Source organism: Mesorhizobium sp. M0437 (genome assembly GCF_040321335.1).
Classification (GTDB): domain Bacteria; phylum Pseudomonadota; class Alphaproteobacteria; order Rhizobiales; family Rhizobiaceae; genus Mesorhizobium.
The window spans coordinates 1-22,211 of sequence record NZ_JAMYRK010000060.1 but is presented as its reverse complement, the minus strand read 5'-3'; the positions used below and the strand labels follow the sequence as shown (position 1 = coordinate 22,211).

23 protein-coding genes and 4 pseudogenes are annotated in these 22,211 nt (G+C 60.7%); 16 read left to right on the top strand and 11 right to left on the bottom strand.

Annotated elements, in window-relative coordinates:
• The first annotated feature begins 48 nt into the window (after positions 1-48).
• The 6 genes and pseudogenes from NKI72_RS27250 to NKI72_RS27225 all read left to right on the top strand — a co-directional run bounded on the left by NKI72_RS27250 (position 49) and on the right by NKI72_RS27225 (position 5,240).
• Positions 49-582, top strand: a complete 534-nt coding sequence (locus NKI72_RS27250; RefSeq protein ID WP_352851355.1) for a MarR family winged helix-turn-helix transcriptional regulator — start codon at positions 49-51, stop codon at positions 580-582.
• Positions 583-637: 55 nt separating this feature from the next.
• Positions 638-2,200 carry a glutamine-hydrolyzing GMP synthase gene (guaA, locus tag NKI72_RS27245; RefSeq protein ID WP_352473470.1) on the top strand — a complete coding sequence of 521 codons (1,563 nt, stop codon included), beginning with the start codon at positions 638-640 and terminating at the stop codon, positions 2,198-2,200.
• Positions 2,201-2,392: 192 nt separating this feature from the next.
• A pseudogene (locus NKI72_RS27240) lies at positions 2,393-2,691 on the top strand (helix-turn-helix domain-containing protein); the annotation flags it as partial.
• 128 nt (positions 2,692-2,819) lie between these two features.
• A complete protein-coding gene (locus tag NKI72_RS27235; protein WP_352851354.1) occupies positions 2,820-3,824 on the top strand; it encodes a zinc-dependent alcohol dehydrogenase family protein in 1,005 nt (334 codons plus the stop codon).
• Positions 3,825-3,917: 93 nt separating this feature from the next.
• The gene (locus NKI72_RS27230) at positions 3,918-4,220 is read left to right on the top strand and encodes a tautomerase family protein (protein ID WP_352502116.1); all 303 of its coding nucleotides are present in this window, start codon (positions 3,918-3,920) and stop codon (positions 4,218-4,220) included.
• A gap of 168 nt (positions 4,221-4,388) precedes the next feature.
• On the top strand, positions 4,389-5,240 hold the full coding sequence (locus NKI72_RS27225; protein WP_352541805.1) for a LysR family transcriptional regulator: 852 nt from the start codon (positions 4,389-4,391) through the stop codon (positions 5,238-5,240).
• Between the two features lie 191 nt (positions 5,241-5,431).
• Here the strand turns inward: NKI72_RS27225 and NKI72_RS27220 are convergent.
• The 4 genes and pseudogenes from NKI72_RS27220 to NKI72_RS27205 all read right to left on the bottom strand — a co-directional run.
• Positions 5,432-5,644 (bottom strand): annotated as a pseudogene (locus tag NKI72_RS27220) (P-type conjugative transfer protein TrbJ); the annotation flags it as partial.
• 7 nt (positions 5,645-5,651) lie between these two features.
• Complete coding sequence (locus NKI72_RS27215) at positions 5,652-5,993, bottom strand: nuclear transport factor 2 family protein (RefSeq protein WP_352502118.1); 342 nt, start codon at positions 5,991-5,993, stop codon at positions 5,652-5,654.
• A 4-nt stretch (positions 5,994-5,997) separates the two neighbouring features.
• Positions 5,998-6,399, bottom strand: coding sequence for a VOC family protein (locus NKI72_RS27210; RefSeq protein ID WP_352851353.1), 402 nt, complete (start codon positions 6,397-6,399; stop codon positions 5,998-6,000).
• A gap of 10 nt (positions 6,400-6,409) precedes the next feature.
• Positions 6,410-7,153 (bottom strand): SDR family NAD(P)-dependent oxidoreductase, encoded by a 744-nt coding sequence (locus NKI72_RS27205; protein ID WP_352502120.1) that lies wholly within the window; start codon positions 7,151-7,153, stop codon positions 6,410-6,412.
• Between the two features lie 132 nt (positions 7,154-7,285).
• On the opposite strand from NKI72_RS27205, the gene NKI72_RS27200 reads away from it, so the two are divergent.
• The 4 genes from NKI72_RS27200 (at position 7,286) to NKI72_RS27185 (ending at position 11,614) form a co-directional block, all read left to right on the top strand.
• The gene (locus tag NKI72_RS27200) at positions 7,286-8,203 is read left to right on the top strand and encodes an AraC family transcriptional regulator (protein ID WP_352851352.1); all 918 of its coding nucleotides are present in this window, start codon (positions 7,286-7,288) and stop codon (positions 8,201-8,203) included.
• 830 nt (positions 8,204-9,033) lie between these two features.
• On the top strand, positions 9,034-9,966 hold the full coding sequence (locus tag NKI72_RS27195; protein WP_352851350.1) for an alpha/beta hydrolase: 933 nt from the start codon (positions 9,034-9,036) through the stop codon (positions 9,964-9,966).
• A gap of 19 nt (positions 9,967-9,985) precedes the next feature.
• Positions 9,986-10,933 (top strand): RNA polymerase sigma factor, encoded by a 948-nt coding sequence (locus NKI72_RS27190; RefSeq protein WP_352851349.1) that lies wholly within the window; start codon positions 9,986-9,988, stop codon positions 10,931-10,933.
• A gap of 36 nt (positions 10,934-10,969) precedes the next feature.
• Entirely contained in the window at positions 10,970-11,614 is a 645-nt protein-coding gene (locus NKI72_RS27185; protein WP_352851347.1) for an SGNH/GDSL hydrolase family protein, read from the top strand.
• Between the two features lie 164 nt (positions 11,615-11,778).
• Here NKI72_RS27185 and NKI72_RS35515 read toward each other — a convergent pair whose 3' ends face one another.
• Positions 11,779-12,270 carry a GFA family protein gene (locus tag NKI72_RS35515; RefSeq protein WP_502904857.1) on the bottom strand — a complete coding sequence of 164 codons (492 nt, stop codon included), beginning with the start codon at positions 12,268-12,270 and terminating at the stop codon, positions 11,779-11,781.
• A gap of 14 nt (positions 12,271-12,284) precedes the next feature.
• Complete coding sequence (locus tag NKI72_RS27180) at positions 12,285-12,650, bottom strand: VOC family protein (protein WP_352851345.1); 366 nt, start codon at positions 12,648-12,650, stop codon at positions 12,285-12,287.
• Between the two features lie 88 nt (positions 12,651-12,738).
• Here NKI72_RS27180 and NKI72_RS27175 point away from each other — a divergent pair, with 88 nt between their 5' ends.
• From NKI72_RS27175 to NKI72_RS27165, 3 genes are all read left to right on the top strand, one after another.
• The gene (locus NKI72_RS27175) at positions 12,739-13,395 is read left to right on the top strand and encodes a TetR/AcrR family transcriptional regulator (RefSeq protein ID WP_352473464.1); all 657 of its coding nucleotides are present in this window, start codon (positions 12,739-12,741) and stop codon (positions 13,393-13,395) included.
• A gap of 705 nt (positions 13,396-14,100) precedes the next feature.
• Complete coding sequence (locus NKI72_RS27170; protein WP_352851344.1) at positions 14,101-14,670, top strand: TetR/AcrR family transcriptional regulator; 570 nt, start codon at positions 14,101-14,103, stop codon at positions 14,668-14,670.
• A 49-nt stretch (positions 14,671-14,719) separates the two neighbouring features.
• Complete coding sequence (locus tag NKI72_RS27165; protein ID WP_352851342.1) at positions 14,720-15,637, top strand: oxidoreductase; 918 nt, start codon at positions 14,720-14,722, stop codon at positions 15,635-15,637.
• Positions 15,638-16,350: 713 nt separating this feature from the next.
• On the opposite strand, the pseudogene NKI72_RS27160 reads toward NKI72_RS27165, so the two are convergent.
• The 5 genes and pseudogenes from NKI72_RS27160 to NKI72_RS27140 all read right to left on the bottom strand — a co-directional run.
• Positions 16,351-16,463 (bottom strand): annotated as a pseudogene (locus NKI72_RS27160) (alpha/beta fold hydrolase); the annotation flags it as partial.
• A gap of 3 nt (positions 16,464-16,466) precedes the next feature.
• On the bottom strand, positions 16,467-17,279 hold the full coding sequence (locus NKI72_RS27155; RefSeq protein WP_352851341.1) for an SDR family NAD(P)-dependent oxidoreductase: 813 nt from the start codon (positions 17,277-17,279) through the stop codon (positions 16,467-16,469).
• A gap of 34 nt (positions 17,280-17,313) precedes the next feature.
• The gene (locus tag NKI72_RS27150) at positions 17,314-17,820 is read right to left on the bottom strand and encodes an SRPBCC domain-containing protein (RefSeq protein ID WP_352851340.1); all 507 of its coding nucleotides are present in this window, start codon (positions 17,818-17,820) and stop codon (positions 17,314-17,316) included.
• A 3-nt stretch (positions 17,821-17,823) separates the two neighbouring features.
• Complete coding sequence (locus NKI72_RS27145) at positions 17,824-18,423, bottom strand: NADPH-dependent F420 reductase (RefSeq protein ID WP_352502129.1); 600 nt, start codon at positions 18,421-18,423, stop codon at positions 17,824-17,826.
• A 62-nt stretch (positions 18,424-18,485) separates the two neighbouring features.
• Positions 18,486-19,220 carry an SDR family NAD(P)-dependent oxidoreductase gene (locus NKI72_RS27140; protein ID WP_352473458.1) on the bottom strand — a complete coding sequence of 245 codons (735 nt, stop codon included), beginning with the start codon at positions 19,218-19,220 and terminating at the stop codon, positions 18,486-18,488.
• Positions 19,221-19,496: 276 nt separating this feature from the next.
• Here NKI72_RS27140 and NKI72_RS27135 point away from each other — a divergent pair, with 276 nt between their 5' ends.
• The 3 genes and pseudogenes from NKI72_RS27135 to NKI72_RS35510 form a co-directional block, all read left to right on the top strand.
• Entirely contained in the window at positions 19,497-20,393 is an 897-nt protein-coding gene (locus NKI72_RS27135) for a LysR family transcriptional regulator (RefSeq protein WP_352502130.1), read from the top strand.
• A 314-nt stretch (positions 20,394-20,707) separates the two neighbouring features.
• On the top strand, positions 20,708-21,487 hold the full coding sequence (locus tag NKI72_RS27130) for an NAD(P)H-dependent oxidoreductase (RefSeq protein WP_352851339.1): 780 nt from the start codon (positions 20,708-20,710) through the stop codon (positions 21,485-21,487).
• Positions 21,488-21,583: 96 nt separating this feature from the next.
• Positions 21,584-21,748, top strand: a pseudogene (locus tag NKI72_RS35510) (GMP synthase (glutamine-hydrolyzing)); the annotation flags it as partial.
• Between the last annotated feature and the right edge of the window lie 463 nt (positions 21,749-22,211).

Below are 22,211 nucleotides of genomic sequence, written 5' to 3'. Positions count from 1 at the left end.
CCGATTGCCTTGACCGGCATCGCCACTTAGAGTGAACTAGTAGTCAAGATGCTTGACTATGTATCGGGCGAGAAGAATTTGGTCAAGGGCCTTGACGAAAAACCTGAAGCGCTGCCGGATCACATAGGTTGGCGGCTGTGGCAGGCGAGCCGCGCCTGGCAGACCGAGTTCGCCGCTGCGATGCGCGCTGCCGGCCATCACTGGTTCACCGAAGCGCGTGCCGGCCTGCTTGGACATATCCCGCGCGGCGGCATGCGCCAGTCGGCGCTGATCGAGCGCTCGGCGATCTCAAAGCAGGCGATTCAGCAATTGCTCGATGGCCTGGAGACGGAAGGTGTGTTGCAGCGTCTGCCCGATCCGCAAGACGGCCGCGGCAAGCTTGTGCGCTACACCCGCAAGGGCCTGGACGCCCTGCGCGATGGCGACCGCATCAAGCTGCAGATCGAACGGAGCTATGTTGCCCGCCTTGGTCACGAGCGTTTCGCGGCGCTGATGGGCGCCTTGCGGTCACTCGATACAACGCAAACTGATGCATTGGACAAAGCCTCTGGCGTTCAGGACGACACACCGGAATCGAAGTGAAAGCGCGACCTCACAACCCATTGCGCCGACTCGTTTCTTTCTCTAAACGCTCGCCATGAAAACAGCCAATCATCCCGACACCGTCCTGATTGTCGATTTCGGCAGCCAGTTCACCCAGCTGATTGCCCGCCGCATCCGCGAGGCCGGCGTCTTTTCCGAGATCGTGCCCTTCCAGTCGGCCGAGGCGGCGTTCAAGCGCATCGATCCGAAGGCGGTGATCCTGTCCGGGGGTCCGGCCTCGACCGGCGACATCGGCAGCCCGCGCGCGCCGCAGATCGTCTTCGATGCCGGCGTGCCGGTGCTCGGCATCTGCTATGGCCAGATGGCGATGTGCGTGCAGATGGGCGGCGTCGCCGAAAGCTCCGACCACCGCGAATTCGGCCGCGCCTTCGTCGAGATCGCCAAGGACAGCCCGTTGTTCGAGGGCCTGTGGGCGCCCGGCCAGCGCCACCAGGTGTGGATGAGCCATGGCGATCGCGTCATCTCCCTGCCCAAGGGGTTCGAGGTGCTCGGAAAATCGGAGGGCTCGCCCTTCGCCATCTTCGGCAATGTCGAGCGCAAAATGTACGGCCTCATGTTCCACCCCGAAGTGGTGCATACGCCGGACGGCGCCAGGCTGCTCCGCAACTTCGTCCACAACATCGCCGGCATCGAAGGCGACTGGACGATGCGCGCCTACCGCGAGCACGCGGTCGAGACGATCCGCAAACAGGTCGGCAAGGGCAAGGTGATCTGCGCGCTGTCGGGCGGCGTCGATTCCTCGGTCGCGGCCTTGCTGATCCATGAGGCGGTCGGCGACCAGCTCACCTGCATCCTTGTCGACCACGGTCTGATGCGCAAGGACGAGGCATCAGGCGTGGTGGAGATGTTTCGCCAGCATTACAATCTGCCGCTGATCCTGGTCGACGCTTCGGACCGTTTCATCGGCGCGCTCGAGGGCGAGTCGGATCCCGAGAAGAAGCGCAAGACCATCGGGCGGCTGTTCATCGAAGTGTTCGAGGAGGAGGCCGAGAAGCTCGGCGGCGCCGATTTCCTGGCACAAGGCACCCTCTATCCCGACGTCATCGAAAGCGTCTCTTTCAGCGGCGGCCCGTCGGTGACGATCAAGTCGCATCACAATGTCGGCGGCTTGCCCGAACGCATGAACATGCAGCTGGTCGAGCCGCTGCGCGAATTGTTCAAGGACGAGGTGAGGGCGCTCGGCAAGGAGCTCGGCCTGCCCGACAGCTTCATTGGCCGGCATCCGTTCCCCGGTCCCGGTCTCGCCATCCGCTGTCCGGGCGGCATCACCCGCGAAAAGCTGGAGATCCTGCGCGAGGCCGACGCCATCTATCTCGACGAGATCCGCAAGGCCGGACTCTACGACGCCATCTGGCAGGCCTTCGCCGTGCTGCTGCCCGTGCAGACCGTCGGCGTGATGGGCGACGGCCGCACCTACGAGTTCGTCTGCGCGCTGCGCGCCGTCACCTCGGTCGACGGCATGACGGCAGACTTCTACCATTACGACATGGCATTCCTGGGAGCAGCCGCCACCCGCATCATCAACGAGGTACGCGGCATCAACCGCGTCGTCTACGACGTGACGAGCAAACCGCCAGGCACCATCGAGTGGGAGTGAGGGGTACAAACGGCGGCAATATCGTAGTTTGGGCGGCTAGTTTCATCGCCGCGCAATTACCGTTCTAGTCGAGTTTTTCACTCCGCTAAGCTGGCTTTCTCCATCTTTGCCCGGCAACGCGGCCACTTCTAGTGGATTGATTGGGACGAAAGAGTCCTGTTGGGATTTCTGTTGTCGCCGCAGCGTGCGACGTTGCGTACTGGCATCAGCATTTCTGTAACGGCCTCGGACAGGGCTCGGCTTGAAGCGATCGTGGCGGGGCGGAGTTCGCCGCAGAAGCATGTCTGGCGCGGATCATTCTGCTGACCGATCAGGGGCTTGGAACGCTCGCGATTATGGCGGCGACCGGCAAGTCGAAAACCTGCGTGTGGCGATGGAAGGAACGCTTCATGGCCGAGGGTGTCGAAGGACTGCTGCGCGTCAAGACCCGGCCTCCGGGCATCGCGCCGCTTGAGGCCAGGCTGGTGGACCAGGTCGTGGCGCTGACGCTGGTGCGCAAGGCCGGTTGCTCCAACGCTCGGGCCAAACATTTATGTTTGGATGTCGTGCAGTATCGTTAATCTCCAAGCGGCTTTAAATGGGGCAACGTAAGTCCGTCAACAAACAACGGAGTACGTCAATGTCCCAATCCACTCACACCATGCATGCGCTGATCTTGGGTCAGTTCAAACAGCCCTTCAGGCTCTCGGAAGTCTCGCGGCCCGTTCCTGGCGACGGCGAGGTTCTCGTCAGGGTCAGAGCGAGCGGCGTCAATCCTCTCGACACTAAGATCCGCGCAGGCGCTGCGGCACATGCGAAACATCCGCTTCCGGCGATTCTCGGCATCGACCTTGCCGGCGTCGTCGAGCAGGTTGGTCCGAGTGTCACCGCGTTCAAACGCGGGGACGAGGTCTTTGGCATGACCGGAGGCGTGGGCGGGAACCAAGGTTCGCTGGCCCAGTTCGCAGCAGTCGATGCGCGGCTGCTTGCACCGAAGCCCACGAACCTGTCCATGCGCGAGGCGGCAGCGCGGCCGCTGGGCTTCATCACCGCATGGGAGGGCCTTGTCGATCGTGCCAAGGTTTCGGCAGGTCAGAAGGTCCTGGTCCAGGGCGGTGCGGGCGGCGTCGGTCATGTTGCGATCCAGATCGCGAAGGCGTTCGGCGCCGAGGTGTACGCCACTGACGCAGCCGCGAAGAAGCCGTTGATCGAGCGCCTGGGAGCGGTCGCGATCGATTATCGCGAGAAGACGGTGGAGCAATATGTCGCCGAATACACGGACGGTCGCGGCTTCGATGTCGTCTACGACACCGGCGGCGGGACGGTGCTGGACGCGTCATTCGCCTCCGTCAAGCGGTTTGGCCATGTCGTCAGTTCCCTCGGTTGGGGTAGTCACGCACTGGCGCCACTGTCGTTCAAGGCGGCGACCTATTCGGGCGTGTTCACGCTTCTTCCGCTGCTGACAGGCATTGGCCGTGAACACCACGGCGAGATCATGCGGGAGGCCGCGCGGCTGGCCGAGGCTGGCAAGCTTGTCCCGATCGTCGATCCGCGTCTCTTCACACTCGAAACAGCGAGCGACGCCTACGCTGCCATCGAAGATGGCAATGCCCAGGGCAAGCTGGTCGTCGACATAGACGTCTGATGCGCAACGTCGAAGCGGGCTGTTCCGGGACCGTGACAGCCTCCCAGACGACGTCTCCGTTCACGGATCCCAAGAACCTAAAAGGAAAACATCATGCCTTATATTCGCGTTACGTTGGTCGACAACGTCTTCTCCGCCGAGGAGAAGCATGAAATGGCCAAGGCCCTCACAGACGTCATGGTTCGCTTCGAAGGTTCCGAGGCGTTTCGCGAAGTAGTGTGGGTCTTGATCGAGGAACTCCACACCGATGGCTGGCACATTGGCGGACGCCCGTTCGAAGGTCCGAAGTCTCTGATGGGCATGCTCGAACGAAGCAAGACGGTTTACGAGTCGATTGACGGAAATCCCGCGACGCGGGAGGAATTTGCTCGGTTGGCCCCACCCATATCTGCGTGACGGGCGGCGTGGATGCTCAAGAATCCCACGATTCGAGCCGGCGCTTGCATTCCCGGCTCGAATATATCGCGCCTCCCATGGCGCCCCGCCTCGATCTGCTGCATATGAAATCGCATGAAGATGGGCGATCTTCGTGAGAATCCATGCGAGCACGTTTGAGTATCAAGGATGGAATGGAGCGATCTAAAGATATTTCTGGCTATTTCCCGCGAGGGCACTTTGGGCGCAGCAGCGCGCCGACTTGGGCAGACGCAGCCGACAATGGGTCGGCGATTGCGCGCGCTGGAAGAGGCTGTCGGCCATACGCTTTTCCAACGCAACTCCGACGGTTTTGTTCTGACCGACGAAGGTCAAGCGGTGCTCGGCCATGCCGAAAAGATCGAGGAAGAGGCGCTCGCCTTCGAGCGGCGGCTTGCCGGCGCCGAGGCGCATCTCGAGGGCAACTTGCGCGTTTCGTCGTCGGATTGGTTTGGTCACATCATGCTGGCTCCCGTTCTAGCCGAGTTTGGCCGCCGGCATCCGAAGCTATGCGTGGAGTTGCTCACCGACGCGCGCCTCTACAGCCTTCCCCGGCGAGAGGCCGATCTGGTGTTTCGGATTACCCCATTCAGCGATGTGGAAGTGATCTCGCGTCGACTGATGCACATTCCCTATGCGCTCTACGCACCAGCAGGCATGGCCTCCCCGTTGCTGGGAGACGGTGCGGGCGCGCGTTTGATCACCATGGATATGGCATACGCAGAAATGCCCGACGCAGTGTGGCTTAAACAGAAGCTGCCTAACGCTGAAGTCTGCCTGCGCAGCAACAATCGCGAGGTCCAGGCGCAGCTTTGTGCGCAGGGCGCCGGGCTTGCGGTTTTGCCGAGGCCACTGGGCGACCGCACGCCTGGGCTCGCAGCGATAGACATCGGCGAAACGCCACCCGGCCGGGATACCCATGTGGGCTACCACCGGGACTTACGGCGGCTCGCACGGTTACGAGCCTTGCTCGACCTAGTCATAGAGCGGCTCGCAAATTGATCTCTCGTCGATTCCATTCAGTGCACGTCGATGTCGTCGCGTCGAAGCGACGTTCTTGCGCGGCCTGTTCGAACCGGCGCAGGCGCTTCACGTCGCGCAGAGGGGGAGCGCCAAACAGACGCCGGAACTCACGATTGAATTGCGTCGCGCTATCGCAGCCCAATTGAAATGCCGAGACGTTCCCCTCGATGCCCGCCGACGTTGTTCTGCCAGGGCTCGCGTGCGTCGGCGACGAGCTGCTGGTCCGAGGTGGACATCGAGGCATTGCCGTAGGGTGATGTGCTACGCCTGGTCGATGTTCTGGACGTTGTACGCGACGCCTTGCGCTTCGCCCAAAAGCTGCTGCGTGCGCTGGACAGACTGCTGGAACTGTAGAGAGACGAGAACGGCAGGTTCGTAAAGCTAGTCTAGTTATTCGAGATCGGCGTCAATGCGAACGATCAGCCCGGCGGCATTAACCGAGATGTCAAGAAGGCCGGTCTCGTGACCAAAGTCTCCGGTGAAATTGACCCGCACGCGCGCTTGGCCGGCGCCGATGCCGTCGATCGAGAGGAAGCGGGTGACCGTGTGATAGCCTACGAAATACCGCTCGATGTAATCGCGGACGCCGGCATGACCGTCGAATCGGTGGCCGGTCGACGGGTCGTCGATCACCGCATCTGGCGTGAACAAGGTCACCGCCGCGTCGGCGTCGAACGCGTTGGTTGCCGCGATCAGCGCATCTGCCGCTTTGCGCAAGGTGTTGGCGGTCATCGCTTCAGCTCCCGTGCTGCCAGCTCTTGAAGACGAATTCGAGGCTGCAACCGTCCAGGTCTCTGACCTGCGCCGCATAGTAGCGGGTATCGTAGTGCAGCTGCGGTCCCTGTGCGTTGATCTCGGTCGCACCGGCCGCCAAAGCTTCGGCATGGGAGGCATTCACCATCGCTTCAGAATCGGCGGCGAAACCGACATGCACCGCGCCGGGTGCTGCCGAGCCCTCCCTCAGCCAGAAGAACATCCGGCCCTTGGCGCCGAAACCCTTGAGGTCGGGATGCCCCGCCGGTCCGTCCTTACCGTCGCAGTCGAGGCGGTCGGTGACCCCGAGCATAGGAAGTGGCCTTTCGCAAAAGGCGATCGACCGCGCCGTATCATTTACTGTCAGGAGCACATGATCGAGCATGTGAGCTTCCTCAAATCATGTAGCCGCCGCCAATTTCGATGTTCTGGGCGTTGATCCAGCGGTTCTCGTCTGACAGCAGGCTGGCGACCATGCAGCCGACATCGTCCGGTTCGCCGACGCGACCGAGCGCAGTCTGCCCGGCGAGTAGCGCCTCGAATTCTTCGCTTAGCCCACCGCCAAGCTCGGTGCGGATGGGCCCCGGCGCGATCGAGTTGGCACGGATGCGGCGCTCGCCGAATTCCTTGGCCATGTAGCGCGTCAGCACCTCGAGGCCGCCCTTGAAGGAGGCGTAGGGCGCAACGCCGGCGGTCGCGACGCGGCTGGTTGCGCTGGTGACGTTCACGATCTGACCGCCATCGGCGATCAGGGGAAGCAGGGCCTGCGTGAGAAAGAATGGCCCCTTGAGATGCACGCGGAACAGTCCATCGAACTGCTCTTCGGTCACCGAGGCGATGGGGTTATAGAGCCCGTACCCCGCATTGTTGACGAGGAAATCGAAGGTCTTTCTGTTCCAGGTCCTTGCCAGCGCTTCGCCGACTGCGTCGCGAAACGCAAGGAACGCCGAACTGTCGCTGACGTCCAGCTTTATGGCGACTGCCTTGCCGCCATCCGCTACGATCGCCTTGCCGACCTTCGCTGCCGCATCCGGATTGCTGTTGTAAGTCAGGATGACACCCATGCTGCGCCTGGCGCACTGGATCGCGACGCTGGCGCCGAGGCCGCGGCTGCCGCCTGTGATGATGACGATGCTCATTTGGTGCTCCTTGGATTTGCTGACCAGGTGATAGGCGCGGGGGATCGCGGCCGCTCGCACGATCCTACTCGGATCTTGCCTATTTCTGCTTCCCTGTTGATCGGCGTGCACCGCTGTGAAACAACGATGCCCATGGGCACGCAGCTTCAGGAACTCAGGCAGCTGGCTTCTCGCGCGGAAAACCGCCGCACGGAGACGGGCATTCCGCGTGTCGCCATGGTTCAGGGCGACATACCGGAACATCAGCTTGCCGCCGTCTACGATCCCATGGTCAATCTGATCCTGAGAGGGTCGAAGACGATGACGGTCGGCGATCGGACGTTTCGCTACGATCCCGCGACCTATTTCGTGATGTCGGTCGATCTGCCGGCGGTTGGCTCCGTGCACCCATCTGAAAACGGAGAACCCTATCTAGCGATCAGCCTGACTCTGGAGCCGGCGATCGTCGCCAATCTGCTGGCCGACCTGCCCAAACCTGCTGGAGGTGAGCTCTACAGACCCGGCTTCTCCGTCGCGCCGGTCACACCGGACCTGCTCGACTGCTGGCTTCGCATGCTGCGCTTGATGGAGCGTCCGAACGAGATCGCAGCCCTGGCGCCTGCCTACGAGCGCGAGATCCTCTTCCGCGTGATGCAGGGGCCGCTCGGCTGGATGCTGCGTGATGTCGCCACGCCTGACACTGCTCTCTCGCGGATCGGGATCGCCATCCAGTGGATCAGGGAGAACTTCGCCAAGCCGTTGCGCGTCGAGGCTTTAGCGGAGATGGCGGCTCTCAGTGTTTCCGCGTTCCACCGCCATTTCAAGGCCGTGACGGCGCTCAGCCCGCTGCAGTACCAAAAGCACGTGCGCTTGCTACACGCCCGATCCCTGCTCATTGCCGGAGAAGGCAACGCCACGTCCGTCGCGTTCGGTGTGGGTTACGAAAGCCCAAACCAGTTCAGCCGCGAATATGCTCGTCAGTTCGGGTTGCCGCCGTCGAGAGATGCGGCGCGATTGCGCCAGAGAAGCCCACGCAACGCCGAACATTTGCTGGCGATCAGCAATGGATGAATGTCGCGGGGCGAACTCGCGGACGACGAAGGACTGCCGTAGGCAGGGCTTCAATTCAATCCTGCTCCGACGTGGAGATGATATCCTTGTCGAGTCACATTCTTTTTCTGACACGCAAAGGGTGAGCGATAGGGGAGGGCACAGCAGGCCTCACAACGCGACCTTCACTTCGCGCGCCTGGCCAAGCGGTTGTTTGAAGGTGAAGGACGTTCACGCGCCGGGGATGGCGGACCGAGCCGTGACGGTATAATTCCGGGAGGAATCGTGGGCGGCGTAGTCTGGCGTAGAGGCGGCGGTGCGGGCCAAGGAGTGATGTCGCCGCCGCGCCTGCCGATAGATGGCGGAACCATAATTTCCGCGATATGCCAGAAAAAACCAATGATTTCAAAAAGCCGGTACTTTTGGCGGTCTATATGACGGTATGCAGAAACCGAAAAAACATTTTGTGAAGCGAATTCAAGTTCTTAAGTTAACGATTGATAATCGAGTGGGAGTGACGAGGAGTACTGCGGAGTAGAAGAGGATAGAGCAGCACGTTTAAGGCGATGTTGGCTCGGCGATAATAGTCAATAGTCCCAGCCCCCGGCCACCCGGCGACGGCATAGACGAAGCATCTGGCCGATCGGCGAATGTCTGGAACGAACGTCCCACAGAGAAGGGTGGAGCGGCCTAGCCTTGCTGGGTTTGACACCCGGGGTCCGCGGCAACTGCCACCGGCGAGGCGTTGCATCTGCCGGCCACGTATCCTTTCGCTGGGTTCATCCGTCTTAGCTGTTCATGGGCACGGTCATCCTTGACATCGCCCTCCTGGACGAATTGGAGCGTGACAAATGAACAGCAAGCAGAGCCTAGCGAACAAGATACACTACGAAACGCTCGCGGAGGCTTTTCGCAGCGGTCGAGAATCGCCACAGGAAGCATCCGAGTGGTCCGTTTTGACGGCAGAACCGGGCGGCGTCGATTACGTCGAGACGAACGTCGGCGACAAGACCGCGCTGTGGGTTCAGCCAAAAACGGCGGCCAAAGACCGGGTCATGCTTTACCTGCACGGCGGTGGCTATGTCGGCGGATCGATCTGGACCCATCGCAAGATGGTCGGACACCTTGCTAAGGCGATCGGCTGTTACGCTCTGCTCGCTACGTACGACTACGTTTTCCAGAGCAAGTTTCCGCGCCAAATCGAGCAGGCCGTGACCGCGTTCGAATGGCTCGCCGAGCAGGGTGTCGCGCCGAAGCACACCATAGCTGCAGGCGATTCCGCTGGTGCTGGCCTGATCGTTGCGGCGGCGATGAAACTCCGCGATGCGGGACGGCCGCTGCCGGCCGCGATCCTCAGCATCTCTGGCTGGTATGATCTGTCGGCGAGCGGGCACTCCTACGAAAGCAACCGCGAGAAGGACGCCTTCTTCCAGAAGGCGGTCGTGGATATGCTGGTATCGCAAGTCCTTGCGGGGACCGATCCCCGGCATCCACTCGCCAGCCCGATCTTTGCCGATCTGAAGGGCCTGCCGCCGATCTATCTGCAAGTGGGTGGAGACGAAACCCTGCTCGACGACAGCCGAGCGCTCGCCGACCGCGCGAAAGCCGCCGGCGTCGAGATGCGCTTAGACGTATTTCCGGGGATGCTGCACTCGTTCCAGATGATGGCCGGCCGCGCTCCCGAAGCCGACGACGCGATCGCGCGGTTGGCACAATGGGTTCGCCCCAAGCTTGGTCTGGCCGCAACCGCAGCAACACACGCTGAAGGTCAGGAGGTCGCATGACTGGCAAATTGAAACCAAGATGTGGCAGCTGAAGGACATGCCCGAGCGACCGACCGGCCTGTTCGACGCGCGATATCGCGCCTTCCTCGAGACGGTGTCAGGCGCCCGCGCCCAACTGCATCGCTACTGCGCCCGCATGACGGGCTCACGCCTCGACGGTGAGGATCTCGTGCAGGAGACGCTGTTCGAGGCCTACACGAAGATTGAGACCCTCGACGATGCCCGCCGGCTGAAGCCCTGGCTGTTTCGCATCGCTCACAATCGCTGCATCGACTTTCTGAGGCGACGCGATGTGCGCGAGCGCGCGGAGCACGCCTATTCGGACGACATCGGCGTTGTCTCTGCAGAGCCGGCAGCGACCGATGCACGCCGCGCCATCGAACGGCTGGTTGGCCGCTTGCCGCCCAAGGAGCGCGCCTGCATCCTCTTGAAGGACGTGTTCGACTATTCGCTGGAAGAGACCGCAGAACTCGTGGACTCGACGGTTGGGGGCGTCAAAGCCGCGCTCTCCCGCGGACGGGCGAAGCTCGCCGACTTGCCCGCTGAACCTGCCGGTGAACCGAACCGTCCGCTTGATCCCGACACCGCGCGGCTCTTGCAGCGCTATGTTGACCTCTTCAACCGCCATGACTGGGATGGCGTGCGGAGCCTGACCAGCGCCGATGCTCGGTTGCGGGTCGCCGACTGCTTCGACGGCCTGGTCAGAAGTTCTCCCTATTTCGTCGAATACGAGCGAAACCCGGAGACGTGGACCATGGAGTTGGGGGCGATCGACGGAGAGCCTGTCCTGATCGTGCTCTTCCAGCGAGGCGACCGGTGGCAGGTCGCGTGGCCGGTTCGTGTCCATGTCGCCGGTCGCGTCATCGATCGCATCGAAGATTATTATGCCTGTCCATGGATGTTGGAAAGCGCCGCGGAATCCGACCTGAAACTCATGACTGGGCCGGCCGTTTTGGGAAGAGCATAAGGCGACGATTTCTCACTCTGGCTTGGCCGAGTCACGATGGTGAATTCTCAACGAAAAATCGTGGCGTGCCTCGGGTCGAGCAGCACGGCGGGCAAGGGCCAGGCATTCGATTGGATGGCGGAGCTCCGCCGGCGGCCGGGCAACGGGCAATTTGAGTTCCGGAATTTTGGTGTCGGCGGCGACTTGGCCTACAACGCGCTGCAGCGCTTGCCGGATGTGCTCGCCTGTCGTCCCGACAAGGTCATCGTCTGGGTCGGCGGGAATGATGTTCTCACGCTCGTGTCACGCAAAGTGCGGCGGTTCTTTACGTTTTGGAAGCGTCTGCCCCGCACGCCTTCGCCCGATTGGTTCCACGAGAATCTGGCCGAGATAGCACGCAGGCTGAGGCGCGAGACGGCGGCGGAGATCGGCCTTTGCTCGCTCCCTCCGATAGAAGAAGCGCCGGATTCGGACGAACCGTTCCAGAGCGAGCTCAACCGGCGGATCAAGGAATATTCTGCGATCGTGGCGGCCATCGCGCACGAGGAACGCTGCGGCTATGTCCCGCTCCATGAGGCGCTCACCGAGGCGGCTCGCGCCTCGCCTGGCCGGCCTACACGGCGTTCAACTTTCTTCCATTCTATCGCGATGCTTTTCGCGTACTGGTGCTGCGGCAGCGTCCGGATGATGTCGCCCGCGTAAATGGCTGGCTATTTCACACCGACGGCGTGCACTTGAACAGCCGGGCAGGGCTGATCGTGGCGGATCGCCTACAGAAATTCGTTCAGGCCTGAACCCTGAGCGGCAAGGCTGTATCCGATTTGCGCACCTATCTGAATGTCTTATCGCGCAGGCTGGCGGCCGGTTTATCGACCTAGCAACATCGCCACGCGCGATGCCAAAAGTTTAACGACGAACCCTAGAGGATAACCCCGGTGGCTCGGCACGTCGTCAGGAATGACATCGCTGTCCGACTTGAACTTCGTGCAAATCCGCAGCTGCAGTGGCGGGAGTTCTCCGTGAAACCGCGCTCTGTATACCGAGACCCAATGTGGACCTCTATCGAAGTTCATTAACATCGCTGAATTGCAGCACATGGCGATGACCCTATTCGTGGCTGAAGTTTCCTTAAGCTTGTAACCCCTCAGCAATTCGGCCCCCTTGGAGCACTCGATGCGGTCCTTTCGATAGAGGATGTATGCGGTGCCGCCATCGGGATCGCGTATGGCGCCAGCACCTGGCAAAGCTTCGATCTGATCAGCTCCCTTCCGGCAGTCGTCGCAGTAGCAGGCACTGCTCACGATCGGCCTGCCAAAGGCTTTGAGTTCGACGCCACCGCAAGAGCAAGTTGCGGTCATGATAGGTGAGTGCGTCATCTGCTGGTGATCATCATGCGATTGCCCTCGCTGTCCCGAAATTCCGCGATCGTGCGCCCCGGTTGCCATGGCGCGGGGCGCGGTTCTGCTATGATCTTGGCGCCTCGCGATTTGAGTCTCTGAACGGTGACTTCGATTTCGTTGTCAACCAGCACGAGGACGGGCCCCTCAGATGGTGTTTCGTCCTTGCGCCTTAGGAAGTGGAGGGTGGTTTCGGCCCCTGGAAATCCGAGTTCGATCCATCGCCAGCCATCATTGCTCATGGGCTGATCGGCGACGATGCGGCAATTCAGGTGATCGATGTAGAACGCCTTGGCGCGTTCCTGGTCGAACACTGGAAGCTCCGCGAACTGGATGTGCATTGTCGATCTCTCCCCGTTGCATCTCGGTCCAAATCAAACTAGACGGTCCAGTACCCATGAGTCAATCGGCAGCGGACACGCCAGGAGCATGACCACGACGCGTTCAGCAGGTGCTACAGAAGAACTCGAACCGCACGGACGGTCGGCGAAAAAACGCCGGGCCATCCTCGATGCGGCTACAGAGGTGTTTCTGCAAAAGGGCTATCTGGCCACCAACATGGACGAGATCGCGGCGCTTGCGGCGGTGTCGAAACAGACCGTCTACAAGAATTTTCCGAGCAAGGAGACGCTGTTCGTAGAGATCGTGAGCAGCGTGACCAATCGAGCCAGCGATAGGGTCCACAGTAAAATGCCCGAACTCGCCGAGGGCGAAGATATTGCCGATTATCTTCAGCGCTATGCTTACCGACAGCTTGCCACCGTGCTCACGCCGCGCGTCATGCAGCTGCGCCGTCTGGTGATCGGCGAGGTCGGCCGCTTCCCGGAACTGGCAAAGGCACTCTTCGATGGCGGACCCGGGCGCGCAATTGCGGCGATGGCAGTGTTGTTCGAGCGTTTGGCTGATCACGGCCTGCTTGCGATCGATGATCCGGCCGTCGCCGCTTCCCAGTTCAATTGGTTGATTATGGGCGAGCCATTGAACAGGGCCATGCTGTTGGGTGACGAGTCGATTCCGAAACCGGCGAAGCTTCGACGGCACGCCGCGGCCGGCGTACGGGTGTTCCTTGCGTCATACGGCAAGTGAGGCACGCCACGGCGACGAGCGAATGCCGGGCGCAACCGTGCGGACCGCTCGGCCGTGTTTGACGGTCCTTTTTTTGGTCCCCAGTGGGTCGCGGCTTGTTGCGGCGCGGCTGTCGAAAATAGACCGATTGTTGTCGATAGTCGCCGAAACCGAGCCGATCCCGAATCGCCGAAATTCCCTTTTGAAATCAAGAGCGCAGATTTCTGACGGATCGCAGAGTCGGTTCTTTAGGGCGTGCAGAAAAGTTTGTGCTGCCGCGTCAACGCGTTACGATGGCTCAAAACGATGGAGTGGGAGTGAGGGGAGCGTAGTTTCGGATACTGCGGGAAACTGTGTCGTAGTGTAGGCGGCTCACACATCTCGATAGATACCGAGTAATGTCCGCTTGTGGTGCCGTTCACGCTTTTGGATTGGTCAGGGCTGGGCGTGCCATCACCTGCTCTCATCGAAGTAGGCATGATGATGCCCCGGGGACTGCAATCAAGGCCCTGAATTCAATGCATTTCCCTTTCGATAGACATCTCGATCCCCACTGCGTCCCTTATTGAAAAGGCAGCCGCAGCCTCATGGTGTGTGCCCACACAATCTTCATTCGAGCTTGGTCGGTATGGACCGCGAAAGATGCGGGGCTACATCCCTTGACCAATCTCATGCTATTCCCTATATAATCGAGTATGTACTCACTCAATGTCGTTGGACGGAAATATGGCGCGTCCCCTCAGTGAAGAAAAGCGACAGGCACTGCTCGATGCAGCGGCCGAGTTCGTCGCCAGCCTGGGCACAGGCGCGTCCACGGCCAAGATCGCAAAGGCTGCTGGCGTGTCTGAGGGAACGCTGTTCACTTACTTTCCAACCAAGGACGATCTGCTCAACCAGCTCTTTCTCGAGATCCAGGCCGACTTGGTAGAGATGATGCTGGCGCCATATCCGGCGGACGCCTCCCCCAAAGACCGACTATTCGCGGTCTGGAACCGTCTGATTGACTGGGGACTGGCTCACGCCACGGCGCGCAAGGCCCTTCGTCAGTTGAAGGTGTCGGATCGCGTGACAGCGGAAAGCCGGAACCGGTGTCACGCCATCCAGCGGGATGCGCGGACGATGGTGGAGGAGTGTCTCGCCGGCCATGCCGCGCCTGACAGGATCGCCTTCTACATCGATACCATTCTCTTCGACTTGGCCGACATCAGCATCAACGCGGTCACAGCCAAACCTCAGGAAAGTGACGCCATCCGGCAGGCCGGGTTCGACCTTTTCTGGAAGGGGTCTGCCGCCTGAGTTTTAGCCCCTAAATGAGTATGTAGTCACTCATAGATAAGGATCGAAAATGTCGAATTGCAAGGGTTTCACCGAAGCTAACGTTCCCAAGCAGACGGGAAAAAGCTTCATCGTCACAGGCGCCAACGCCGGCGTCGGGTTCGAAATCGCGCGGGTGCTTGCCGCCAAGGGCGCGCGCGTCCTGCTTGGCTGCCGCGAGCAGACCAGGGCGCAGGACGCCATCGCGCGGATCAAGCGGATCACGCCGAATGCCGATCTCGTCTGGTTGCCGCTCGACCTCGGTGACCTGGACAGCGTTCGCACCGCAGCCGAGATCGCGGCGAAGGAGCCACGGATCGATGCGCTCATCAACAATGCCGCGATCATGAATCCGCCGCTGACGCGCACGAAGCAGGGGTTCGAATCGCAGTTCGGCGTCAATCATCTCGGCGTGTTCGCGCTCACCTCGCTGCTCCTGCCCAAACTGGCGGAGACGCCGGGATCGCGGGTGGTCGTGACCTCGAGCATCGCGCATCTGAAGGCCAAGATCGACTGGGACGACCTCAACGCCGACAAGAGCTACATCAAGACCGATCGCTACGGCGGCAGCAAATTGGCGAACGCGCTGTTCTTCTTCGAACTGGATCGTCGCCTGCGCGCGCCGAAGTCGCCCGTCACAGCCATCGGCGTTCACCCTGGCGTCGCCAATACAAGTCTTGGCCGCCACATGGGGATTGTCCAGATCGCAGGCCCAATCGTCGGCCTGCTGCTCAATAGCTCCGACAAGGGCGCGTGGCCAGCACTTTTGGCTGCGACCGGCAAGGTGAAGCCCGGAGGCTATTACGGTCCCACCGGCCTTGGCGGAATCCGCGGTGTAGCCGGCGAAGCAAAGCGCGCGCCGCATGCCGAAGATCCCGCGCTTGCGAAGCGGCTCTGGGACGTCTCCATCGCCATGACCGGCATCGATCCAGGCTTGCCGGCCACCTGACTTCACGGCGACACGGTGCGTCAGGCCCTCGTGTAGGCTTGCTCTGGGGCGCGGATTGGACGAGCCTCGCCCGGGCGACGAAACCTTGCTATAAGAGACATGACGGTACTTTTCCGCTGTTAGCGGAGCGGCTCCCAGCCGCTAAAAATCGGCTCTCAGAGGCAATCGACCTCGATAGATGCCGAAACCATGCGAAAAATATTCAGTGAAAAATCTGTTTAAAATCAACAGCGTAGATTTTTGACAGCCCCCATGTCGGCTTATTGTCATCTAAACTGAGAAATTTCGAGCGAAATCAGATGCTTATGGTCCGTCCGAACAATCGAGTGGGAGTGAGGGGGCGTGCGGTAGAGTAGGTTGGAGTACTGTGGGATATATTCGGAAATTGTTGGTCAACGATAGGAGGCGATAGTTCGCGGGCGATTCTGCAAGAACAAGCAGCCGTTTTGCAGGTCGGCGATAGACCTTCGATTATGTGTAGAGATGCTCAAAGGGATCGATCCACCGCGCCGTTCACAGCACATGCTTTGGATTGGGATCGGAGCGCCGATCAATTCCTCGGACAATAGACATTATGTTCCGTGGATTTGTATCATGGTCTAAGCCCCGGGGCGGGACCAACGAGACGAGCACACAGCCGCCGAGCACAGCGGGGACGGCGCCGTAGCTGAATACGTTCTCGTGCCTCGCATAGTTTCAGAGTGCTCCCGCAATGCGTGGACCGTGCGCATGCCGTGCGCCAGATCCCTGTAGGCTTAAGCGTGCCATGCTTCAGCAGCTTGGCCGACAGCGGACCCGAGTTGGCGAACGGCACAATTTGGTCGTCCTGCTACGCGACGAAGCGGACCACGCCACCATCCACCCGCAAAGCCGCGCCGGTGGTCGCCGAAGCCTGCTCCGAGCATGTGTAGATGATCATGTTGGCCACCTCATCGGTGGTCGCGAAGCGGTGGATGAGGCTCGTCGGACGCATCGCCTGCAGGAAGCCCTGCTCGGCTTCGTGCTGCGTGATTCCATTTGCGTCAGCCTGTTTCGCCATGAAGTTGCCCAGGATCTCAGAGCGGGTAGGTCCCGGCAGGACGGCGTTGACGGTGACGCCCGTGCCCGCGACCGCCTCGGCAAGCCCGCGTGAGACCGCGAGTTGAGCGGTCTTGGTCATGCCATAGTCGAGCATTTCCTTAGGGATGTTGACTGCGGATTCGCTACTTATGAACACGATGAGGCCCCAGCCTTTCGCCACCATCCGCGGCAGGTAATGACGGCTCGCGCGCACGCCACTCATTACGTTCAACTGGAAGAGGTCAAGCCAGTCCTCATCGGGGATATTTGCGATATCCTCGACGCCGTTGTAGCTCCGGATGTGTGCTGTACCGACGTTGTTCACAAGGATATCGGCGTCAGGCGCATGCGCGATCAAGGCCTTTGCCCCCTCCGCTGTCGCAAGATCAGCGGCGATACCCGAGATGTCGCTGCCGGGGAAGGCCTGCCGCATCTGCCGCACCGCCTCATCGACCCGAGCGTTTCCACGGCCGTTGACGACGACCGATGCACCGGCACGTGCCAACCCCTCCGCCGTCGCGCGGCCGATACCGGCGGTGGATCCGGTAACAATGGCCTTGCGGCCTTTGAGTTCGATATTCATCTCATTCATCTCCAAAATTAAACAGGAAGCGCAATCAATCCACTGTCGTCTTCGCTGTTTCCGCCTCCGCTGCGTGGGCGAGGCTTTCGACCCAGTCTTGGTGATACCGATAGAGTGCGCCGGGATGTTTGCGCCCGAGTTCATCGAGGAAGAAGGGGCCCTGCTGCGTTTCCTCGGTCAGCACATGGCAGCCATGGTCCGTAGGCGTGATGACCCAGCCATGGTATGCGCTTGAGCCGGTCTCGTCGCCATCAACTGTCGTCGCCCATGCGAGCCTGCGAAGGGGCTCGCATTCCGTCACGACCAGACTCATCGGAAATCCAACCGTCACACGGCTGTATCGCGTTCCGAGCGCCAGTTCCGGCTCCCCCGTCAGAATCTTGACCTGATCCTCGGCGGGAAAGTAGCTCGACCAATTCTCGGCTTTGACGAGCAGCTTCCAGACCGCTTCAGGCGGCGCCTTCACGTCAATGTCGTTGAGTGCGTAGATGGCCGACGTTTTCGGATCATATTGCTCGGGCCAAGTCACATGGTCGTACATCGATTACTGCTCCTTCTTGAACAAATCCTGGAAGATGAGCTGGCCCCAAGTGCGGCCGCGCGCGTGCACCAGCGCGCCACCCTCGTTGAGCTTTCCCAGCTTGACGGGTGCGAACCCGAGTTGTTTGGCCAAGGCCGCCACGGGAGCGGTCGCGTCCTCGTCGTCGCTCGACAGAAAGACGACACGGTGCCCGCCCTGGACGATCGGATCGGCAGCCAGAGTGGCCGCACCCAGATGATTGAACCCTTTGACGAGCTTGGCGCCGGTGAACGCCTTCGCGACGAAGGCGGAGGACGGGAGACCGTCCAGCTCTTCAGGCACTGGAAACGCGTTCATCGCGTCGATGACTGTCTTGCCTTCCCAGCTCGGCAGAGCCTTCGCAACCTCGCGATGCTCCCCGAATGGGACTGCCAAGATGATTGTGTCGGCCTCGAGTGCATCCCGCAGCGACTTGGCGACTACCGTGGGTCCAATCGCCCGAGCCTGCGGCGCCAACGCCTCGGGCGGCCGGCGGCTCGCGACGGCCACGTCGATGTTTTTACGGGCGAAGGCGTGGGCGAGGGCCTGGCCTATCTTACCGAATCCTACAATTGCGTAGCTCATGATCTTCTCCGATCCGTGTTGGTATTGATTTCCCCGGCCTTCAACGGCGCTGGGTTAGCGCGTCAGAGTTGCGCAAGACCGCCGTCAACGGCGACCTCGCTGGCAGTCATGAAGCTGCTGTCCGACGACGCGAGAAAGGCCGCCGCCGCCCCGATCTCCGCCGGATCGGCCATGCGCTGGAGCGGAGTCATCGAGGCGAAGACCTTCTGGCCCTCCTCGCCTAGCGCTTCCTTCGCTAGCTCGGTCGCAGTGGCCCCGGGCGACAGCACGTTTACCCGGATGCCGGTGCCCTTTAGGTCCTCCGCCCAGGTCCGCGCGAGGTTGCGCACTGCCGCCTTGCTCGCGCTGTAGGCGCTCATCCCCGGGGCGCCCGTGGTGCCAGCGCTCGATCCGGTCAGGATTATCGAACCGCCCTCGCTCATCAGCGGCAGCGCCTTCTGGATCGTGAAGATCGTACCCTTCACATTGGTGTCGAAGGTTTCGTCAATGTGCTCGGCGGTGATCTCGCCGAGCCGAAGCTGGCTTCCCGCCCCGGCATTGGCAAAGACGATGTCGAGGGTTCCACGCTCGGCCTTCACCGCAGCGTAAAGTCGGTCGAGGTCGGTCAGATCGGAGACCGAGCCCTTCACCGCGCGGGCATTGGGCCCGAGGTCGGCCACAGCGGCGTCGAGCGCTTCCTGCCGACGGCCGAAGATGAAAACGAAGGCGCCCTCCTCGATGAAGCGCTTTGCTGCGGCGCGGCCGATGCCGGTAGCGCCGCCGGTGATGACTGCAACCTTCCCTTCAAGCTTTCCCATGACTTATCCTTCCAGGCCTTCGCCTTTGGTTGTGCGGGGACACCCCCGAGAACCTCGAAATGGGTCCGCCGGCGTCAGTTGTTGAGTGCGGAAGCGCGCACATCGGTGGTGCGAAATCGATCCGGCTGGACGACTGACGCCAGCCGCGACGATCGGCGTCCGCCGTTCGGAATTGAGCCGCGCGCGTCGACATAGGCTATGATGACCGCCCGTACTGCTGTTCGATGTGTTAGATACGGGCTTTGGAAGGCGCACCGCGCGGTGCTGGATTGCACCATGATCGACTGGGATGACGTTCGCTACTTTCTTGCCGTCGCGCGCGGAGGCTCGGTGCGGGCCGCCGCCGAGCGCCTCGGTGTGAACCACTCGACCGTGCTGCGACGTGTCGCCCAGCTCGAGGAACGCCTCGGGGTGCACATGTTCGAAAAGCTGCCTTCGGGCTACCGCCTGACGACTGCGGGCGAGGAGGTCCTCGAGTTCGCGGACCAGATGGAAGTGTCGTCGCACCTGCTGGAGACGCGCGTCTTCGGGCGCGACCAGAGCGTGCGCGGGCTTCTGCGGGTGACGCTGGCACCGCCCCTCGCGACACACCTGCTCATGCCGGACTTCGCCGACTTCGCGCGTCTGCATCCGGACATCGAGATGGAAATCTTGTCGTCCGGCGAGCTGGCAAATCTGACCAACCGAGAGGCCGACGTCGCGATCCGCGTCGTCTACGACCGCAAAACCCTGCCGCTCAATCTTCACGGCCTGAAGGGACCGGAGCTGTTCGGCGGCGTCTATATGTCCTGCGATCGACTAGCCGCGTGGCGTGCGGGCGCACCTGATCCTATCCGGTGGATCGTCATAAGCATTCATGGAATTCCGGAATGGGCCAGCGAGGGTGAGGTTCGCACCACGGCGGTTCCCTTCAGGACCACGGACGCCGAGGCGCAGATCGTTGCTGTACGGCAAGGGCTCGGGATCACGACACTGCCCTGCTTCGTCGGCGATGCCGACCCCCTGCTGGCGAGGGTGCCGGGCACCGACCTGCACATGTACGGAACGCTCTGGCTTCTCACACAGGGGGAGACACGCAAGACGAAGCGCGTACGGCTCTTCACGGAGTTCGTATCCCGCAGGCTCGCCGCGTACGCGCCGCTTCTCGCGGGGCTGTCCATATCGCGCGACTGACGCCTGGCAGGTCGCCGATGGCGCTGTCTCGAGCGGTCGGCGGCCGTCAGAAAGAAATCGACCGATTGATACCGATAGTCGCCAAAACGAGCAAATCGTGGACCGTCGAAATTGGTGTTTGAAATCAAGAGCGCAAATTTCTGACGGATCGCAAGAGGGTTCTTCGTCATGCGCAAAGGATTTGCGATAGCCAAATCAGCGAGTTACCATAGCTATGAACCATCGAGTGGGAATGAGGGGGAGTCTTAGCGAGCTGCCGAGAGCAGAGTGGCGGAAGCGATATTACCCCGGCAGATGTAGGCGATTGTCCTTGCATGGTGGCCTCTAGTCCCTCAAGGCGACGAGAAGGGCCATTCTCGGCGTTGAAAAACAATTGCTCTTTGAAGACTGTGGCGCGTACAGCTATTTCGAAATCCCATGATTGGTATGAGAAGCTTCGCCCGAACCGCGCCGCACGAATGATGACGCGCAGCGCAACCAAATTGGGGAGGATTCAAAATATTAGTATGCGATGTTTGATTGTCACGGCTCATCCACTCAATCCAAGCCTTTGCCAAACGCTTTCGAAAGCAGCTATCGACGCCCTGATGGATGCGAAGCACCAGTGCCGACATGTTGATCTGTATCGATCTGGCTTCTTCCCGGCTCTTACACCGGCGGAGCGCGCGAGCTACTATTCCGGATTCGAGACTACAGAGGTAGCTAAAGAGATTGAGGATCTTCTCTGGGCCGAGACTATCGTCTTGATTTTTCCCACGTGGTGGTTCGGACCTCCAGCTATATTGAAGGGCTGGTTCGACAGGGTATGGGTGCCTGGTATTGCATACGATCACGCAGCCGATCTTGGTGCCATACAACCGCGACTTCGCCAGTTAAGGAAGGTGGTTGCAATAACAACTTTGGGCTCACCTTGGTGGGTCGATTGGCTGATCCTCAGGCGGCCAGTGCGGCGTGTTCTCAAGACAGCTATTCTGAATACCTGTGCTCCTCAAGCCTCGCTTACGTTCCTTTCATTTTACAAGGTTGAAAGTCTGCCTAGGCAAGGTGTCGATGCTGCGATAAATCGCATTAGATCAATGCTACAGCGTCTATAGCTAAGCCCTGTCACAATGCTCCTTTTCCTTGAAGGGCGCACGTAGAGCAATGCCCGTGGGGACAGCGCGGCTCGTGACCGCTGCTTTTATCGGTATGTACGCGCATCACCATCGGTAGATGGCAGCACCGCGGATATCTACCGTCACGACATGGCATTCCTGGGCGCAGCCGCCACCGGCATCATCAACGAGGTGCGCGGCATTAACCGCGTCGTCTATGACGTGACGAGCAAACCGCCAGGCACAATCGAGTGGGAGTGAGGGAAACGGCGATGATAGGCGGCTCTAGCGTAGAATTTCGCAGAAAATACAATGATTTGCGGGCAGGGCATACTTCTAGCCAGGGCACCTTATCAATGGAATTGACAAACCTATCAAGTTGTTTGAACTCGTTAAGTTTATCGGAGCGCCTGGCGCGGCTCGCAGCTTGTAGCAGATCACTCTGACGGTACTTTTGACGGTACTTTTCGTATCCGACAGAGCATTCTAAAAAGTACCGTCATTCGTTTTTGGGATTTGACGGTACTTTTCTGTGCGTCAACGCTTTGAAATATAACGAAAATTGCCCGTAGCATGACATTTCTGCGCTGACGGTACTTAGTTATCGACATACATAGTTTCAGCTTTGGCGATACCCTCCGGCGAAGGCCGCCTTGCGAGAGGACGGCACGGTAGCGAGGCTGCGCTCTTAAGGTCGCCCTTACGAGCGAAGTTAGCAGCACAG

Coding starts and splice junctions, on each gene's coding strand:
- NKI72_RS27170 (WP_352851344.1), top strand. CDS start 14,101: ATGGCGCGTCCCCTCAGTGAAGAAAAGCGACAGGCACTGCTCGATGCA.
- NKI72_RS27225 (WP_352541805.1), top strand. CDS start 4,389: ATGGAATGGAGCGATCTAAAGATATTTCTGGCTATTTCCCGCGAGGGC.
- NKI72_RS27155 (WP_352851341.1), bottom strand. CDS start 17,279: ATGAATATCGAACTCAAAGGCCGCAAGGCCATTGTTACCGGATCCACC.
- NKI72_RS27235 (WP_352851354.1), top strand. CDS start 2,820: ATGTCCCAATCCACTCACACCATGCATGCGCTGATCTTGGGTCAGTTC.
- NKI72_RS27140 (WP_352473458.1), bottom strand. CDS start 19,220: ATGGGAAAGCTTGAAGGGAAGGTTGCAGTCATCACCGGCGGCGCTACC.
- NKI72_RS27130 (WP_352851339.1), top strand. CDS start 20,708: ATGGTGGCCTCTAGTCCCTCAAGGCGACGAGAAGGGCCATTCTCGGCG.
- NKI72_RS27175 (WP_352473464.1), top strand. CDS start 12,739: ATGACCACGACGCGTTCAGCAGGTGCTACAGAAGAACTCGAACCGCAC.
- NKI72_RS35515 (WP_502904857.1), bottom strand. CDS start 12,270: ATGACCGCAACTTGCTCTTGCGGTGGCGTCGAACTCAAAGCCTTTGGC.
- NKI72_RS27150 (WP_352851340.1), bottom strand. CDS start 17,820: ATGTACGACCATGTGACTTGGCCCGAGCAATATGATCCGAAAACGTCG.
- NKI72_RS27230 (WP_352502116.1), top strand. CDS start 3,918: ATGCCTTATATTCGCGTTACGTTGGTCGACAACGTCTTCTCCGCCGAG.
- NKI72_RS27135 (WP_352502130.1), top strand. CDS start 19,497: ATGATCGACTGGGATGACGTTCGCTACTTTCTTGCCGTCGCGCGCGGA.
- NKI72_RS27190 (WP_352851349.1), top strand. CDS start 9,986: ATGTGGCAGCTGAAGGACATGCCCGAGCGACCGACCGGCCTGTTCGAC.
- NKI72_RS27180 (WP_352851345.1), bottom strand. CDS start 12,650: ATGCACATCCAGTTCGCGGAGCTTCCAGTGTTCGACCAGGAACGCGCC.
- NKI72_RS27200 (WP_352851352.1), top strand. CDS start 7,286: ATGGGCACGCAGCTTCAGGAACTCAGGCAGCTGGCTTCTCGCGCGGAA.
- NKI72_RS27185 (WP_352851347.1), top strand. CDS start 10,970: ATGGTGAATTCTCAACGAAAAATCGTGGCGTGCCTCGGGTCGAGCAGC.
- NKI72_RS27210 (WP_352851353.1), bottom strand. CDS start 6,399: ATGCTCGATCATGTGCTCCTGACAGTAAATGATACGGCGCGGTCGATC.
- NKI72_RS27205 (WP_352502120.1), bottom strand. CDS start 7,153: ATGAGCATCGTCATCATCACAGGCGGCAGCCGCGGCCTCGGCGCCAGC.
- NKI72_RS27250 (WP_352851355.1), top strand. CDS start 49: ATGCTTGACTATGTATCGGGCGAGAAGAATTTGGTCAAGGGCCTTGAC.
- NKI72_RS27165 (WP_352851342.1), top strand. CDS start 14,720: ATGTCGAATTGCAAGGGTTTCACCGAAGCTAACGTTCCCAAGCAGACG.
- NKI72_RS27195 (WP_352851350.1), top strand. CDS start 9,034: ATGAACAGCAAGCAGAGCCTAGCGAACAAGATACACTACGAAACGCTC.
- NKI72_RS27215 (WP_352502118.1), bottom strand. CDS start 5,993: ATGACCGCCAACACCTTGCGCAAAGCGGCAGATGCGCTGATCGCGGCA.
- guaA (WP_352473470.1), top strand. CDS start 638: ATGAAAACAGCCAATCATCCCGACACCGTCCTGATTGTCGATTTCGGC.
- NKI72_RS27145 (WP_352502129.1), bottom strand. CDS start 18,423: ATGAGCTACGCAATTGTAGGATTCGGTAAGATAGGCCAGGCCCTCGCC.